At 36.3% G+C, this 16,040-nt stretch carries 16 protein-coding genes, 4 tRNA genes and 2 pseudogenes; 9 read left to right on the top strand and 13 right to left on the bottom strand.

What is annotated here, in order from left to right:
• Positions 1-3 precede the first annotated feature (3 nt).
• Complete coding sequence (locus B6A32_RS17640; RefSeq protein ID WP_085306236.1) at positions 4-921, bottom strand: M14 family metallopeptidase; 918 nt, start codon at positions 919-921, stop codon at positions 4-6.
• A 346-nt stretch (positions 922-1,267) separates the two neighbouring features.
• Between B6A32_RS17640 and B6A32_RS17635 the strand changes: the two genes are divergently transcribed.
• The 6 genes from B6A32_RS17635 to B6A32_RS17610 all read left to right on the top strand — a co-directional run bounded on the left by B6A32_RS17635 (position 1,268) and on the right by B6A32_RS17610 (position 7,411).
• Positions 1,268-2,347, top strand: a complete 1,080-nt coding sequence (locus B6A32_RS17635) for an OmpA family protein (protein ID WP_085306235.1) — start codon at positions 1,268-1,270, stop codon at positions 2,345-2,347.
• A 363-nt stretch (positions 2,348-2,710) separates the two neighbouring features.
• Positions 2,711-3,901 (top strand): paraquat-inducible protein A, encoded by a 1,191-nt coding sequence (locus B6A32_RS17630; RefSeq protein ID WP_085306234.1) that lies wholly within the window; start codon positions 2,711-2,713, stop codon positions 3,899-3,901.
• Positions 3,894-5,552 (top strand): intermembrane transport protein PqiB, encoded by a 1,659-nt coding sequence (pqiB, locus tag B6A32_RS17625; protein ID WP_085306277.1) that lies wholly within the window; start codon positions 3,894-3,896, stop codon positions 5,550-5,552. The genes B6A32_RS17630 and pqiB overlap by 8 nt, the downstream gene beginning before the upstream one ends.
• Complete coding sequence (locus B6A32_RS17620; protein ID WP_085306233.1) at positions 5,549-6,142, top strand: PqiC family protein; 594 nt, start codon at positions 5,549-5,551, stop codon at positions 6,140-6,142. Before pqiB ends, B6A32_RS17620 begins: the two co-directional genes overlap by 4 nt.
• Positions 6,143-6,173: 31 nt before the next feature.
• On the top strand, positions 6,174-6,644 hold the full coding sequence (gene ybaK / locus B6A32_RS17615; RefSeq protein ID WP_085306232.1) for a Cys-tRNA(Pro) deacylase: 471 nt from the start codon (positions 6,174-6,176) through the stop codon (positions 6,642-6,644).
• A 38-nt stretch (positions 6,645-6,682) separates the two neighbouring features.
• Positions 6,683-7,411, top strand: a complete 729-nt coding sequence (locus B6A32_RS17610) for a substrate-binding periplasmic protein (protein WP_085306231.1) — start codon at positions 6,683-6,685, stop codon at positions 7,409-7,411.
• A 159-nt stretch (positions 7,412-7,570) separates the two neighbouring features.
• Here the strand turns inward: B6A32_RS17610 and B6A32_RS19175 are convergent, their stop codons facing one another.
• On the bottom strand, positions 7,571-7,741 hold the full coding sequence (locus B6A32_RS19175; RefSeq protein WP_233131467.1) for a hypothetical protein: 171 nt from the start codon (positions 7,739-7,741) through the stop codon (positions 7,571-7,573).
• On the opposite strand from B6A32_RS19175, the pseudogene B6A32_RS19500 reads away from it, so the two are divergent.
• Positions 7,693-7,943: pseudogene (locus tag B6A32_RS19500) on the top strand (IS110 family transposase); the annotation flags it as partial. The gene B6A32_RS19175 and the pseudogene B6A32_RS19500 overlap by 49 nt on opposite strands.
• A 41-nt stretch (positions 7,944-7,984) precedes the next feature.
• Here the strand turns inward: B6A32_RS19500 and B6A32_RS17600 are convergent.
• From B6A32_RS17600 to B6A32_RS17590, 3 genes are all read right to left on the bottom strand, one after another.
• Positions 7,985-8,620: a hypothetical protein gene (locus B6A32_RS17600; protein ID WP_085306230.1), complete on the bottom strand. Its 636-nt coding sequence runs from the start codon at positions 8,618-8,620 to the stop codon at positions 7,985-7,987.
• Positions 8,621-8,756: 136 nt separating this feature from the next.
• A complete protein-coding gene (locus B6A32_RS17595; protein WP_085306229.1) occupies positions 8,757-9,059 on the bottom strand; it encodes a hypothetical protein in 303 nt (100 codons plus the stop codon).
• Between the two features lie 542 nt (positions 9,060-9,601).
• Positions 9,602-10,576 carry a transposase gene (locus B6A32_RS17590; protein WP_085306228.1) on the bottom strand — a complete coding sequence of 325 codons (975 nt, stop codon included), beginning with the start codon at positions 10,574-10,576 and terminating at the stop codon, positions 9,602-9,604.
• Positions 10,577-10,666: 90 nt separating this feature from the next.
• Here B6A32_RS17590 and B6A32_RS17585 point away from each other — a divergent pair.
• A pseudogene (locus B6A32_RS17585) lies at positions 10,667-11,038 on the top strand (tyrosine-type recombinase/integrase); the annotation flags it as partial.
• Positions 11,039-11,325: 287 nt separating this feature from the next.
• Here the strand turns inward: B6A32_RS17585 and B6A32_RS17580 are convergent.
• The 8 genes from B6A32_RS17580 to B6A32_RS17545 all read right to left on the bottom strand — a co-directional run bounded on the left by B6A32_RS17580 (position 11,326) and on the right by B6A32_RS17545 (position 15,439).
• Positions 11,326-11,402 (bottom strand) — tRNA-Asp (locus B6A32_RS17580).
• Between the two features lie 50 nt (positions 11,403-11,452).
• Positions 11,453-11,529 (bottom strand) — tRNA-Asp (locus tag B6A32_RS17575).
• 65 nt (positions 11,530-11,594) lie between these two features.
• Positions 11,595-11,671, bottom strand: a tRNA-Asp gene (locus tag B6A32_RS17570).
• A gap of 65 nt (positions 11,672-11,736) precedes the next feature.
• Positions 11,737-11,813 (bottom strand) — tRNA-Asp (locus B6A32_RS17565).
• A 170-nt stretch (positions 11,814-11,983) separates the two neighbouring features.
• Positions 11,984-13,180: a TIGR03503 family protein gene (locus tag B6A32_RS17560; RefSeq protein WP_158088517.1), complete on the bottom strand. Its 1,197-nt coding sequence runs from the start codon at positions 13,178-13,180 to the stop codon at positions 11,984-11,986.
• A 215-nt stretch (positions 13,181-13,395) separates the two neighbouring features.
• Positions 13,396-14,130: a DNA polymerase III subunit epsilon gene (dnaQ, locus tag B6A32_RS17555; RefSeq protein ID WP_233131464.1), complete on the bottom strand. Its 735-nt coding sequence runs from the start codon at positions 14,128-14,130 to the stop codon at positions 13,396-13,398.
• A complete protein-coding gene (locus tag B6A32_RS17550; protein ID WP_085306225.1) occupies positions 14,123-14,668 on the bottom strand; it encodes a DUF2919 family protein in 546 nt (181 codons plus the stop codon). The genes dnaQ and B6A32_RS17550 overlap by 8 nt, the downstream gene beginning before the upstream one ends.
• 6 nt (positions 14,669-14,674) lie before the next feature.
• Entirely contained in the window at positions 14,675-15,439 is a 765-nt protein-coding gene (locus B6A32_RS17545; RefSeq protein WP_085306224.1) for a DUF599 domain-containing protein, read from the bottom strand.
• Between the two features lie 262 nt (positions 15,440-15,701).
• Here B6A32_RS17545 and B6A32_RS17540 point away from each other — a divergent pair, with 262 nt between their 5' ends.
• The gene (locus B6A32_RS17540) at positions 15,702-15,938 is read left to right on the top strand and encodes a hypothetical protein (RefSeq protein ID WP_085306223.1); all 237 of its coding nucleotides are present in this window, start codon (positions 15,702-15,704) and stop codon (positions 15,936-15,938) included.
• Positions 15,939-16,040 lie beyond the last annotated feature (102 nt).

The following is a 16,040-nucleotide window of genomic DNA, read 5'->3' as shown; positions in this document are numbered from 1 at the left end:
AGTTTATAGGGCCATTAAGTAATTTAATGCACCAGTAATAACCGCAACTTGAGCAAGTATACATATTTCATCATTTGCACTTGGGCTGTCTGGATAAACTTCTGTTGTTGTTACGTAAGGCGCATTAGTTAAGCCCATACATAACCCTAATTCACGCGCAGCATAATTTATTACGCCCACTTGCGATAAAGGTACACCAATCAATTTACCGTCATCGTCTGCAGGTGCAATATGAGTTACTTTTTCAACTGAATTAATAATAGCTTTTTGAAAATCATTTTGCGGCTTAGTGCTATCACCCACTAAATAAAAACCGTCTGGAATATTCCAGTTTTTTTGCTCTATCGCATCTCTAGCCGCTAGTGCTGGCCTAAACTCACTGTTATCAGTATCTGTCGTTTCATGTAAATCAATGTGCGATAAAAAATCAATATCTAAAGTTTTAATATATTGAAAAACCGCAGAAGACTCTTGTGCAGGGCTGTTTTCATAAAAAGAGCGATTAGGATCTACTGTTAACGGGTTCCAACGATTTATGGTTTCAAATCCCCATGGGCTAATACAAGGCAATACGACAAAATTAAAGTCAGCTTGAAATGGCTTAGCAGCGGTTTGAAGGAAACGAATAGTGCCTAAAACACCACTGGTTTCGTAACCATGAACACCGCCGGTTATCAAAATAGTGGGTTTATCGTCTTTCCATTCTAGTGATTTAAGCGCATATAAAGGATAATTTTCAGCGTCATACAGCAAACTACCATATTGCTCAATAACATAATCCTCATTTAAGCTATCTAACTGTGTAACAACAAGTTCAAAGTAACTGCGTTTTTTCTTCTGCTGCTGAAACCATATTTCTTTATCGCCTTCTGTCCACTTTTTTCCTAACTCACCAATCGGATATGCCGCTTCTGTATTCATATAACTACCTAAATAAGTATTTCGTTTTGTACAATTATAAATTCTATTATAGCGCTGAAGTATAACAATCAAATAGATCTAATAAGATAAATATATACATGCTTAATAAATGAATAACGCTGTTAAAAATAAATAAGACATCGTTTTTGAAAACTTAGCTAAATAGTTACACTTTCTTTCATCCGTAAATACAATCTTAAAAAAGGGTTAATATTTTATAAACAATTCAATTTATAGCATTAAATAATCATCAAATTGCATATAAATGCTGCAATTACAATTGATTTACCCTAAAATGCTCGTTATGAAACAATTTATTAACAAATAACTCAAAAGGAACTTTATTGTGCACCTACAAAAAAAAACAGCACTACTCATAACAAGTATAGCTTTAGCCCTGGGAGTTAATGCTCAAGAGCAACCAAAAGCTGAAGATCTTGTTGGTAAAACTTATGTCGGTATTCACGGCACAAGAATGAACACTGACGATGATAGACTTACTTCAAATGGTGTTGATTTTATTAAACACGCTAATGGTATGGGTGCTGAAATAGGTTATCGTTACAGTGAAAGATCTGAATATAGACTTTCTTATACGCACCTAAACCTAACACGAGTAGGTTGGGCACCAAGTACCCCTTCTGGTTCAAATATCGCATTAAATTACCTTTTGTTTCCTAACGAAGAGAACTTTTACTTAATGGCAGGTGCAAGTGCTTTAGAAGTACTTGAAACTAAACTATCTGTAAACGTTGGTGCAGGTTACCGTCATTATATTAGTGACCGTAGTGCTATTTATTTTGAAGGTAATGGCCATTACCAATTAGATGAAGCCTATACAGATTTAAGCGCTCAAATTGGTTTTATTTACTTTTTTGGCGACACACAACAGAAAATTGTCCGCTCTGAGCCTAAAGTTGCACCAGCAAAAGCAGCACCCGTTATGGCTAAGCCACTAGATTCTGATAATGACGGTGTTATTGATAGCAAAGATCAATGTAAAGCAACACCTGCTGACAATAAAGTAGATAGCAACGGTTGTACCATTTTTACTGAAGAAAATGATGCAATGCACTTACACGTTAAGTTTGATAACTCTAAAGCAGTTGTTAAGCCTGAATATTATGACAACATTAAAGCTGCTGCTGACTTTCTAAAAACATATCCACATGTAAACTTAGAAATCAAAGGTCATACTTCTACTACTGGTCCTGCTGCTTTTAATAAAAAACTATCACAACAGCGTGCTGATGCCATTACTGCAGTATTAACTGATGAGTTTGGTATTAAAGCTTCAAGGTTAACCGCTACTGGCATGGGTGAAGAAGAACTAATTAACCCAGCAAATAACGCGCAAGCACATAAAGAAAACAGACGTATAGAAGCGAAAGTGGTTGTTAATAAAAAAGTACCTGTTAAACGCTAATAAGCTAATTAACTTACTTTAAAAATATAAAGCGCTGTATTCATTAATTGAATACAGCGCTTTTTCATTTTATCACCTAATTACATTTAAAGTTAACACTGGGCTAACACTACATCATTTAATGAACACGTTTATCAAAACCTTCAAGCATTTAATTTACTCTACGCTTTTAACGCTTAGTGTAGATTACAGGGCAAAAGTTCTCGCTTGTCTGGCTTTAAACTTCGCATAGAAGCTACACTTTTTTCATTTATCGTTTTAGCAGTAAATCATTATTTTTAATTAAATAATTTAGTTCCTACCCTAACTTTTATGCTAATTTAAGCTATAACAACTTATTAAAAAATAAGGGTGGCATTAACAATGCCAGAAAATTTACAAATCACTGAAATATATCAAACGCAGGTCCAGTGTTACGAATGTGCACTAACTGTAAATATGCCTATTTTAAAAGAAAAACAAAAAGCACAGTGCCCTCGCTGCGGATATACCCTGAGTGCTATTCATCGCAATGCTAACCAAAGAATTATTGCGTTTTCCATAACTGCCCTAATTTTTTTAATCGCTTCTTTACCTTTTAAGTTTCTGTCTTTTAGCGCTAATGGCTTAGAAAATCATTTTGACGCTATTACAAGCTTCTTTGTCTTAATCGAAAATGATTATCAGCTACTTGCACTGATTGAGTTTATAACTATTTTTGCCATCCCTACCGTGGTGCTATTGTCTTTAATTTATTTACTTATTCCAATGAATAAAGGACAGCACCCCAAGTACGCACGCAAAATTTTATCCATGGTATTTGCATTAATTCCTTGGAGCATGGTTGAAATTTTTCTTATTGGTGCATTGGTCAGTTTAATTAAAATTATTTCAATGGCTGAAATTGAACTAGGTTTATCATTTTATGCGTTTATATTATTTGCTTTATCAATGACAATTGTCATTTTACATATTGATAAACGGGAACTATATCAACTGTTAGATCAAGTTGAGCAGGCTCATGAAATTAAAACGATTAAAAGCCCAATAAATACCAACAAAGATGATCCTATTTCGCATGCATTAAGTGTACAAAAAACTTGGGCGCTACTGTTAACCGCAGTTATTTTATATATTCCTGCAAATATGTTCCCGATAATGACAACACACTTTTTTGGCCAAGATCAGCCTAGTACCATTATTGGCGGCGTTATATTGTTGTGGAAAAGTGGTTCGTACCCTATTGCCGTTATTGTATTTGTTGCCAGTGTTATTATTCCTGTAGCAAAAATTATAGTGTTAGCTTGGTTAAATTATAGTGTTCAAAAACAAAGTGATAGATTAAGCTTACAAAGGGTTAAACTATATCGTATGGCTGAGTTTGTAGGTCGTTGGTCAATGATCGATGTTTTTGTGGTGATTATTCTTGCCAGTTTAATTCAGCTTGGGCCAACCATGAGCATTACCCCTGGCACAGCAACATTAGCATTTTCGGGCTTGGTTATTGTAACTATGTTGGCCGCCATGAGTTTTGAGCCGCAATTAATTTGGAATGATAGAAAAAAATATGAATGATTCACAAACATCAGACGCGACAATTAAACCGATAAAGACCGTCTCTACCATTTGGTTTATTCCATTAATTGCCATTTTTATTGGTTGTTGGATGATTTACTATCAATGGAGCAATGCTGGCCCAGAAATCACCATTAACTTTGCAACTGCTGAAGGCATGGAAGCAGGCAAAACTAAAATTAAATCCCGCAATGTTGATATTGGAGAAGTTAGCCAAATTGAATTAAATAAAAATGGTAATGGTGTTGTTGTTACCGCGAGAATAAAAAAATCAGCGGAACATTTTTTAGTCAGCGACAGCATGTTTTGGGTAGTTTCACCGCAAATATCGCATGCAGGAATATCGGGCCTTAGTACATTAATTTCAGGCGTATACATTGAAATATCACCAGGAAAAAGTCAGAACGAGCGTTATCTATTTGACGCGCTAAATTCTCCCCCGCTTACACCAGCAGGCACACCGGGCTTGCACATAACTCTTAACAGTAACGACCAATTTGCCTACAAAAAAGGCGATCCTATTATTTATAAAGGCTTAACCGTAGGCCAGTTTGAAGACATCTACTTTAATTTTGAAGAACGTATTGTTTATTATAATGTTTTTATTAAATCTCCCTATCATCAACTCATCACCAGTAATACCAAATTTTGGGACGTTAGTGGTTTACAGTTAGATTTAAACTCTGATGGTATAACCGTTAAAACAGGCAATTTTGAAACTATGTTAACTAACGGTGTAACATTCGGCATTCCTGACGGCATGAGTTTAGGGGAAAAAATAGGTGAACGTTCATATTACGACATTTACGCGAACTATGAAGAAGCTGACGACGAACGTTATCGCCGTTCAATAGAATTTGTTGTTCTGGTTAACGACTCAATAAGAGGCCTTTCGGTTGGCGCACCAGTAGAATATAAAGGTGTTCAAATTGGTAAGGTACGCTCTACCAATTTAATTCATTCATTACCACAAGAAAAAATAATAGAAGAAGACTTTAAAATTCCTGTTCTCATTAGTTTGCAACCAGGCAGAGTTGGCATGCCCGATAATCAAAAAGGTGAGAATCTAATGAAAGCACAAAATATTCACTGGATTAAACATGGTTTAAAAGCTGTTTTACGTACAGGTAATATTCTAACCGGAAGCCTCTTCGTAGATTTACAACACAAAAAAGAGCAAAAAGTAACCGCTATTGAAATGTATGGTGAATACCCTATTATTCCAAATAACGGAGATGAGTTTTCGCAACTTACGGCTAAAGCTGAACAATTTATTGATAATCTCAACAATATTCCACTTAAAAGTATGAGTGCTAATGCCAACACACTTATGGTAGAAGTAACCCAAACCGCCCAAGAATTACAAGAAGTAAGCCAAAGTCTCGATAATATATTAAGTCAGGCTGAACATGCACAAGTAAGTGCCGAACTCAGTAGAACATTACAAGGCATTACCGCATTAACTAAAGACTTATCATCAGGTTCAACAGGTTACGAAGATTTACGAACGACTTTACATACATTAACCGCTACTATGAACGAGTTAAAACCTCTGTTGAATCAACTCAAACATAAACCTAATAGTTTAATTTTTAATAACGGTGAAACTACAGAGCCAACACCAACCAAATTTAACGGAGCGCAACAATGAAACAAGCATCCATAGTCACTATTTTTATAATAATACTGTTAACGGCTTGTAGTTCGCATCCACAACAAAAAACGCAGTATTATTTGCTCAATAGCCCAACAAACACAAACACTTTAGATCACAACAATGAAGATCAACAAAATATAGTTGTTGAGTTACTAGAGTTACCTGAGTACTTAAAACAACCAAGTTTGGTTTTACAACTTTCAAGTCATCAATTGCACTACTCTCATTTTCATATGTGGGCTGAGCCTTTACAAAATAGTATTGCACAAGCCTTATTACAAGAGTTGAACCAACAAGATAGTCGTTTTCATTATGTAGCTAACACAAACGTCAGTCCAAAAGCGCTAGAAAATAAGATTACCGTCGACATAACCGCATTTCACGCAACCCATCAATCACAAGCTATACTAAAAGGTACTTTTTCGATACAAGATAACAATATAACCATAACCGAAAAAAACCGTATCAGTAACTTCGCGATTACATTACCGCTTAATAAAAATGGCTATGAACACGCTGTAGAACAAATGCGTAGTAGCATTAAGCAACTAGCTGAACAAATCATTAATCAAAAAACAAAATAGATTTTTAAATGACTAACCGCGAGTTAATTACATGACACCGGCAATTAACCAACTAAAAAAGCTAAATTTAGCTTATAAGGTACATCAATATACCCACGAGACTAGTGCAAAGTCTTATGGCCTTGAAGCAGCAGAGAAACTTAATGTAGATGCAGAGTTTGTTTTTAAAACTCTAGTGGTTGAAGTGGATAACAATTATTTAGCTGTAGCAGTAATACCCGTTACAAAACAGCTCAACTTAAAAAAACTCGCCAAAACATTAAAAGCAAAAAAAATTAAAATGGCTGAAGTTAGCAAAGTACAAAATTCAACAGGTTATTTACTTGGCGGTGTAAGTCCATTAGGTCAAAAAAAATCTTTAACCACGGTTTTAGATAACAGTGCAGAAACGCTAAAGACCATATTTGTTAGCGGTGGAAAGCGTGGTTTAGAGATAGAATTAGCGCCACAGTACTTAATACTATCTTTGCAAGCTAGCTATGCTGATATTATGAGTGAATAAATACGAATAAATTTCTATAAACGAGTTTTTAGGTGGCTATGAAAACACATATTATTTTATGTATCATTATCTTTATATTTTCAGCAGAAAGTACAGCTAAGCAACCGTTTAAAGTTGTTGTCGGCCTATCTAAGCCCCCTTATGTCATTCAAAAAAACAACACTGGTTTTGAGCTTGAATTAATTCAGCAGTTGTTAACTACCATAAACAAAGAGCCTGAATTTATTTTTATTCCATATGGTCGATCTGAAAAAATGCTCGCCCTCCCGGATATTGATGCGGTAATGACAATAAATAAAAATACCTTCAAAAATAGTTCATTTATCAGCGATACCTACATAAACTATCAAAATGTGGCAATATCGTTAAAAGCACAAAAAATACAACTAAATAACATTACAGATATAGGAAATTATTCTGTCGCCTCATTTCAATCAGCCCATAAATTATTAGGTAATAAATTTGCTTTAGCCGTTGCTAAAAGCCCATTGTACTTGCAGGTTGCCGATCAAGAAAAGCAATTAGAATTACTTCAGCTAGGGCGAGTGCAAGTGCTGATAATGGATATTAAAATATTTTTACATTACTTAGCAAAGCAGAAGGAAAACATTCAACTCAATGAAATAGATATTCATGCCCTTTTTCCATTAAGCCCCTACAGCGTAGCCTTTAAAAATAAAACTGATGTAGAGGCTTTTAACCAAACGTTAAAAGCCTTTAAATCGACGAGTGAATACCAAACTCTTCTTAAAAAATATAACTTTTAACGCTTTAATTTGCAGATTTCAGACTCAATAATTCAATTAAAAAGTTTGGTATGACAGTCAACTAATGCATAAACATGATTAATCTGAGAAAACATTGTGGGGATTTCTTGGTTAAATGTAGGGTTTAGGGAGTAAATATAAGGTTAGTGTCATGTTAAATTATTGCTGTGTTAGTAACGTGCCTTTGTGTAAGCGGTGCCAGCGCTCAAGCACTTCATTCATGCTCCATTGCTTGGCTTTTTTTTCATCAATAAATAACACCACATGATAATGATTACTCATTACGGCAGACATTTGTTGAATGGGTAGGTCAAACGGTGCGGTATTCATTTTGGGCCGATGCGTATTATGAACAACAAAAAAGTAAAGGAAAGCCACATAACACTATCATAAGGCACTGGCTTTTAAGTGGATAAGAATATTATTTCGGTGCTGGAAAACAAAGACGGCGTATGATGAATCAACGTACTTAGCGGCCTTAAAAAGCAAAGGCTCGCCGCTATTAAAATATGCGGTGGAAAACAAGTTTTAATGCTTGCGGTCCACCTCAGGGCGTGTTATTAGGCGAATTTTTCAGATGCTAGTTTTTTTTCGAAACACAACACTAGCACCTAATAATGAGATACCGATAACAAAAGCTATTCTTAGTTTATGTGAATTTAATTTTTCTATTAAATCAGGGTTTTCTAAAAGGTAATTTATAGCTTCATTTCTATTGGGAAAACTCTTTTCTGTAATATTAATTGGATGGTCTAAATCTAGCATTTTTGATACAGCTTGTTCTGTTAAAACAGTTTCGCTAGTGTTCATCATTACACCGATAAGATTGCCATTCATTTGTGAAAAAATGGTGTAAATTTCATCAATATGGTTTTCAAGTTTGAAAGCCATAACTTCGTGTGCAATCAGATTTCTTAGTTTTCTTAGTGCATGTACTGCCAGATAGAGATCTTTTGGAATCAAGTGACACAAATAAGCGATATCTAGTTTAGATGACAATTCACCGAGAACTCCACGACCATCAAAAATACGTTTTTTAATTTTACTGTTGGCATCATTTGGAGTAATAGTCTCGAATAGAGTCGTAAGTTCTTGATCTATCGCAGAAGCCCCAATTAGGACACACCCCATATCAGATTCATTAACTAATAAAGAATAATGCCTATGGAAAAACGCATCTGCTTCTTTATCATCAAATAAGTATGCCAAACTTGAAGACTCCTCGATTCGCCTAACGCTTCGCATAAACAGCGGAGCAAGTTGGACGCTTTTTTGCGCCGTGGGTTTTGCAAAAAACCGGCCTGCTTGCGGAGTCAGGTTTGATGCGTTTGTTAGGTACACATGGTTACAGGTTAACGACAAGGTACCTACGACAAAAACCGAAAATTAATAAAACTAATGAAACTAAAGCAAACCCAACATATAAGTTTATAGTTTGTTGACGTGATAGCTCTACAACATTTATGACCAGTGTTGGCACAATTAGCAAAACGGGAAGTGCTAGGCTTAAATAATGAGACAAACGATCCCATGACAGAATAACTTGGCAATTACTGCATTGATATTGATTACCTACAATAATTGACTTAGCTTTTTTTAGTAAAGTTAAATCAGATTTATTTTTACAACTAGGGCAAACTTTTTTCATTTTTACAGCCTACTCAGTCCTTGATTTTGGAGTGTACCTAACAATTTAATAGGAGGCAACTTGCCTCTTTTACAGCAAAAAAGTTTCCACCTTATTTATTTTACATATTAATAATAAATCTTTGCAGCCAATACCACTACTAATCTAAAGATGAAAACAAAAATTTCGCTAATAGACGAAATAATAATTAAAGTGACACTCATTCTAAATAAACTGGTTACGCCTAATGGAAGCAGTGAAATTACGGGTTCAAGATATTGATTTTGAATATAAATGTCTTCGTATTTGGAATAGAAAATTAAAGTGACACTCATTCTAAAAGAAAATTAAAGTGACACTCATTCTAAATAAACTCTAATCACATACCAGCGATATTATAATATCTTGCTCTTTGCCATGACTAAATGACAGTTTTTAACAAAGAATAGAAACGAAACTACCACTTTAGACCCAATCTCTACTAATACATCTATTTTCTGGCAAGTCTCATCCTCAAGTAATGACTTGTTGACTTTATGGTGTTTAAAATCGGTAAATCGTGTTTAAGCAAAGAGCTTTTTGCAGTGGCTTAAGTTTTGTCGTCGTTTTAGTTGTTGGTGCTCACAATAATCACTGAGTACATCTTCGCGCCCTATTGCACCGTGAAACTGTGTTTTAAATTCAGTGGTGATGATTAGCCAGTTTTCAGCTGATATGTTTAATCGGCTCAGTATGCTTGGTAGGTTTTCGTCGATGTAGCCTGGTTTATCTTCCCTGATACAACGACCGGTGAGTTCGATTAATTGTAAATAGTCAGTCAATTCAAACGGTAGGCCTTTGGGCATGTTTTCTCTGGGGTTACCAACAAAGGGTATGAGGGTTTTGGGTTGTTGGCTTTGTGTGGCTTGCTCGCAGCGCAGTTTAACGCTGGTGTGTGTTGAGTCTTCTGGGGTGTTGCCGATATTGGCGCGAATGGGGTTTAAGTCCACATAAGCCATACAAGCGGCGAGTGCGGCTTCATCAAGTAAAGCTTGAGATTTAAACCGTCCTTCCCAGAATCGGCCAGTGCAGTTATCTTCTTGGTTGGCGGCTCGTGCAATGTGTTCGTTGATATAGCCCATAAACCAGCTGATTTTCATCAGACGTTTGCGATACACTTCAGCGGTGGCTTCAACGATAGTCATTAAGTGTTTTGGCAGTACATCACCACGGCAGTATTGTTGTGTGAGTATTGTGCCTTTGTATAAGCGGTGCCAACGCTCAAGCACCTCTTTCATACTCCATTGCTTGGCTTTTTCTTCATCAATAAATAACACCACATGATAGTGGTTACTCATTACCGCATAAGCACAAACGTCAATGGCAAACACTTGGCTGAGAAAGTGTAACTTCTCTTCTATCAATTCCCGGCGATGTTCAAAGCTTTGTCCTGACAAGGTATCTTCACCGCATAAAAAAGCGCGTCGAACACAACGCGCCACACAATGATAATACGGGGTGTTTACTAAACTGATTTGCTGCTTCCTTGGCGTAGCCATAACTCACCTGAGATAATGTTGTGGGGTTTTCTTAGTTTAGTTCAGTGTTCTGTAATTTCAATTTAGGATGGGTGTCCTATTAATTCCACAGGCGTATACTTACCGTTCGCTTTAGCGCGCAAGTATCCCAGTGCGGCGACAACGCTTAATTGGCATTATTTATTTCCATCAAATCGATTATCTTTAGACCCTGAAGTAAATAAATTAAGGCGTCACCATATAAATGAAACCGTGATTCAAAAGACTGTAAAAACCGCGTCGAGAAAGTCAAATATAACTAAAAACGTTACTTGTCATACATTGCGCCACTCTTTCGCTACACACTTATTACAGCGAGGTGCTGATATTAGAACAGTACAAGAGCAGTTAGGTCATAGCGATATTAGAACAACACAAATATATACTCATGTTATAGAGCGCGGTGCAAACGGTGTTACCAGTCCATTATCAGCCTTAATTTAAATAAAGAGCTAATCTGGGAGAAGATATTATTTTGTACTGGTTAAACGATGAAGTTTTAAAATAGATATAAAGCAAGGTTAATAGTGTAGTAAATTAGCAAAGTGGACGGGCTAAACTCTATCTCACATCTTTTGCATGACAGATCGCTTATATAACAAAGAGGTAACCAACTAAACTATCAGATGTAACTATACGCTGAGTATATTAAATTTTTATATGAATATATTTTTAGATTTTATCTGAGACTTTTATTAATTAGTGGGGTCTAACTAATAATTTAAATAAATTGGCGGAGTGGACGGGACTCGAACCCGCGACCCCCGGCGTGACAGGCCGGTATTCTAACCAACTGAACTACCACTCCGCGTATTTATTTCTGTAAATTTTGAAAGGATTTACAACCTTTGAAACAATTGGCGGAGTGGACGGGACTCGAACCCGCGACCCCCGGCGTGACAGGCCGGTATTCTAACCAACTGAACTACCACTCCGCATATTACTTTCGTAACTAATCGCTTCTGTAAATTTTGAAAGGACTTACAACCTTTGAAACAATTGGCGGAGTGGACGGGACTCGAACCCGCGACCCCCGGCGTGACAGGCCGGTATTCTAACCAACTGAACTACCACTCCGCATATTACTTTCGTAACTAATCGCTTCTGTAAATTTTAAAAGGATTTACAACCTTTTGATTAATTGGCGGAGTGGACGGGACTCGAACCCGCGACCCCCGGCGTGACAGGCCGGTATTCTAACCAACTGAACTACCACTCCACACTTTAATCTCTGCTTTCAACAACAACTCGTTGAATGCGGCGGGAATAATACGGTTAAGATTCGATGCAGTCAACCAGTTTTTTTCATTCATTTGTTCATATGTCTAATTGATGACCAATCAGGCGTTTTTAACAGCAAAACTGGCGAAATAATTCGATATCTTGCCTTTATTTTTTCTTTTTACGTCGAATAAAAACAAACATTACAGCAGCTATTACTATGACTAAAGTATTTCCGCCAACAATATAGATGAGTGTTTCTTTTTCTTTTTGGGCTATTTTAGCTGCTTGCTCTGCTTTTGCTTTAGCTAATTCTTGGACACGTTTTTCTGCTTCTTGTGCTGCAAAGGCAATCGCTTGTGCTTTTTGTTCCGCTAAAGTTAAGTTGCTATTATCGATATTTAATGCAGAAATATCTTCGTTTGCTGTTCTTTCGACGTTAAATGTAAATTCAGACAGCTTAGCTCGAAACTCTCTGCCATTAATAGTATCGCCATATATTCCTGTTTCTATGCGGTGCACACCTGGTTCTGTGTATGCAATTTCGTGACTACGCTTTAAGCCTTTTTCATGTTTTACTGTAAAAGGTTGCACTTGACGATCAGGAAAAGTTACGTTGCCTTGAATTAAAATACTGTCGGCTTTAACGAGTGTGTCGTCGATGGTAAATGTGACAACATGTGCGCCATTTATATTCTGTGATGTTGTTACAGATACAGTTACAGGGTTTTTATGTACTACAACGGGCTTTTGTCTCAGCTCTCTTGTGGCCATTGGCATTTTTACAATATAAATAGGCTGCCATTCACCTGGGGCAAAATCTAATTCAAATTCGCCGGTAAATTTTGAATCATTGGCATGTTCATCAAGATCTCTGCCGTCATCACGAAATGACGATAACTTAACGGGTGCAGCACCAAAATTGTCGAATGCTGAATTATTTGTACTGAAAAAGTCAACATCAAGCATAAGTACGTCTTTAAATGAAGGATTATCAATGGCCATATCACCGTTAAAGAGTCGCCCTGACATTTTTAATGTTTCGCCTTGCAAAATAATTTCTGGCAATGGGGTTACTACTAAGTTTATTTCTGACACAACCATTATTTTACTGTTAGGCTGTACTTCTCCTATAACTTGCCAAGGGCCTATCATAGGAGATTTTATTTTTATCATGTCGAAAGTACTATCATCAAACCATTGCACTTTATCAACCGGGTAGTTATTAATATTTAATTTGGAGCCGTCTGGTCGAACTAATATTACGGGTTGTGCGCCATTTCGGTGATAAAACAGCAAGGTAACTTCGTCAAGTTGCGCGTCTATACGAAAACGGTTATCAAAATAAGGAATTTGATTGGTCACATTATCGTCTTCGTAATACTCAATTTCTGACGGTATTTCCTGGGCATTGGCATGTAAGCAAAATAATAGGGTAATGCATATCGTAGATGAAATTTTGTTAAGAAATGATTTACAGTAAAAAAAACGCCATACAGCGTTTTTAGTTACAAGATTTGTGATGTTAATGCTACTGCTGAGCGCCTTGGTTGCTTTTGCTTGGTTTACTCTCTTCCTATTTACTCTAGCCATAGTGGCGCAGCCCCTTTGTCTTTGACAATTGCTAAACGGTTTTCGTGCTCAGCTACTTCATCGGCAGTAGCAGCTAAAACCTTTAATTTGGGACGGTCGCTCGTTAATCTTCTAATGGCATTGGCATCGCTACCCTCACCTTCGCCTTGATTTAAGTTGAAAGTAGCCTGTTTACGTGTCATTTCTATATAAACAAACGCTAACAGTTGGGCATCAATTAACGCGCCGTGATAGGTACGGTCAACTAATTTATCGACTTTATAAAATCTGGCTAAATAATCTAAGGTTTTAGGCGAGCCAAATTCATCTTTTGAAACTTTCAGTGTATCAGTAATGGTACAAACATCTGCTGTTTTAGGTAAACCCGAGATCATTGAAAACTCGTGATCCATAAAACCAACATCGAACTTGGCGTTATGTATAACTAAACGTGCCCCTTTAATAAATTCTATAAACTCGTGTCCTATTTGTTCAAATCTAGGTTTGTCGCTTAAAAAGTCGTCGGTTAAACCATGAATGTTAATAACTTCTTGGTCCATGACCATTTGCATGCCGTGCGCCATAGGCTTGACATAAACATGGTAGTTTCTACCTGTTAGCTGACGGTTAATCATTTCTACACAACCAATTTCAACTATACGATGCCCTTCGCGCGGGTTAATACCGGTGGTTTCTGTATCAAGTATTATTAACCGCTCGTCTTGTGTGTTTTCTTCAATCAATTTCTAGGCCTTTAGTTTTTCTGTGTTTACGTGTGTTATGTTCAGGGAGTACTTCGGGAAATTCTGCAATATTTATTGAAAATCTTTTGCTTTTTATAATATAGACAATAGCTGATATTACCAATAAACAATGCATTAGAAGCCAAAGCGACGACTGTAATTGCCATACCATATAACCTAGTACACCAATCGCTAAATCAAATACTAAGGCTAAAATAAGTAAGGTTTTACATTTTTTCCAACAGGTTTTCACCCATATTGGTGCGTTAGGTCGCCTTAAGCTTAATATAAGTACAACAAATAAACCGATAACACCTGAAGCTAAATTTAAGTAAAACAATGCTGTTTGCGGGTATACCCATTGAATAAACCCAACATTGTCACGCATGTTAGTTACCGACATAATCCAAATAATATAAGCACGTAAAACTAACAATAAAATGACATATATACCGGGTGCTAATTTTAAACAGTCAAAACTATCAAAATGCTTTGGTAAAAATTTTGCGTAATTTTTTGCGTAATTATTCGCTGACATAAGGCTTTATTTATTAGTTACGCTGATATCAGCTTTTGCATTGTTTGTATTTTTTGAGTGTTTAAGGGCAAACTCTTGCTCAAGACATTGTTGCCCAATGGTGATCGCTTTTACCGCTTTTGAGCGAAATTCTCTGTTGAACAAAGTATAAACAACAAATAAGCTAGCAAAAATAAAAATTAATGGATGGAAAAACCAACATAACGCGGCAATAGAAAAGTAAAATGCTCGTAATCCGTAATTAAAAGCATGTGCAGCTTGGTCTTGCACAGTAGCCATTTGTTCGGCGTACTTGTTTAAATTTTCATTTTCACCGCTATCGTCAAATGGACATGCGCCAATCATGATATTAACAAAACCGTATTGCCTTAAAGACCAAGTAAAATGTAAAAATGCCATAACAAAAATTAACGCCAGCAAGCTTAGTTTTAATTGCACCATGGCGTGGTTAGGCGCATCGGTAAACGGAATTGAGCCAATAACAGATTCGAGTTGCTCAACCTGAGCAAACAAGGTGAGAACACCCGCTAAAATTAACAAGGCTGAAGAAGCAAAAAAAGAAATATTGCGTTCTAAGTTAGCTAGTAATGCGGCTTCTCCGACCCTAATGTCGCGGCCTATAACTTCATACATCCAATGCACTCTATGCTGATGTAAGCAACGAGCAATACAGTTTGTTGTTTTTGCTTTTTTTCGTGCAAAGCCAGTGTACCCTGCCCAGCATATAATAAAACAGCTGAGAGCGATCACATCAAGTAGATAAATAGGCATAGTATTTATTAAGTCTAAACGTTGATTCTGAAGATAATGTTATTATGCTTTAGAAATTTTTAATATTCGAGGGATTATTCTTTTATATTGCAAACAAAGTACAGTGAAATAAGTAATTAAACGGGTTGAGTTATTCCTCGCTAGCAATACTTAAAATATCAAAAATAAACGATGAGTTAGGTCTTTTAACCAGCTAAATAGTTAAACTGTCGAATATGTTTTAATACCTCGCCCTTGATTAATTCACACTGAAGCACGCTTAATGGAAAGTGAAAGTAAGTTTGTTAAATACGGATTTATTGTTGAAATAGCCCTGCCCTTAAGAAGATTAATTGTTCAAGAGTCTGCAGATAAAATTAATCCGCAAACAGTATTTTATTTAGGTTATTCAGAGCAACATTACAGCGATGAGACGATACAAGATTTAAGACAAGAACAACGCAGTGTATTTCTAAAATTAGCTATGCATGGCTTAATTTACATCAAGCTAACAGCATAGTAAGCATACAAATACCCTACTTTTATATACTGAAAATCTATCCATCTGGTGTATCCGTTTAATTTTCATACCAAATTTGAACTATATATTGCCATCTGTTAG

Origin of the sequence: Colwellia polaris, from assembly GCF_002104515.1 — a bacterium.
In the GTDB taxonomy this organism is placed as follows: Bacteria; Pseudomonadota; Gammaproteobacteria; order Enterobacterales; family Alteromonadaceae; genus Cognaticolwellia; species Cognaticolwellia polaris.
Note: the sequence above shows the minus strand (reverse complement) of the source record. Positions and strands in the feature narration are given on the sequence as shown.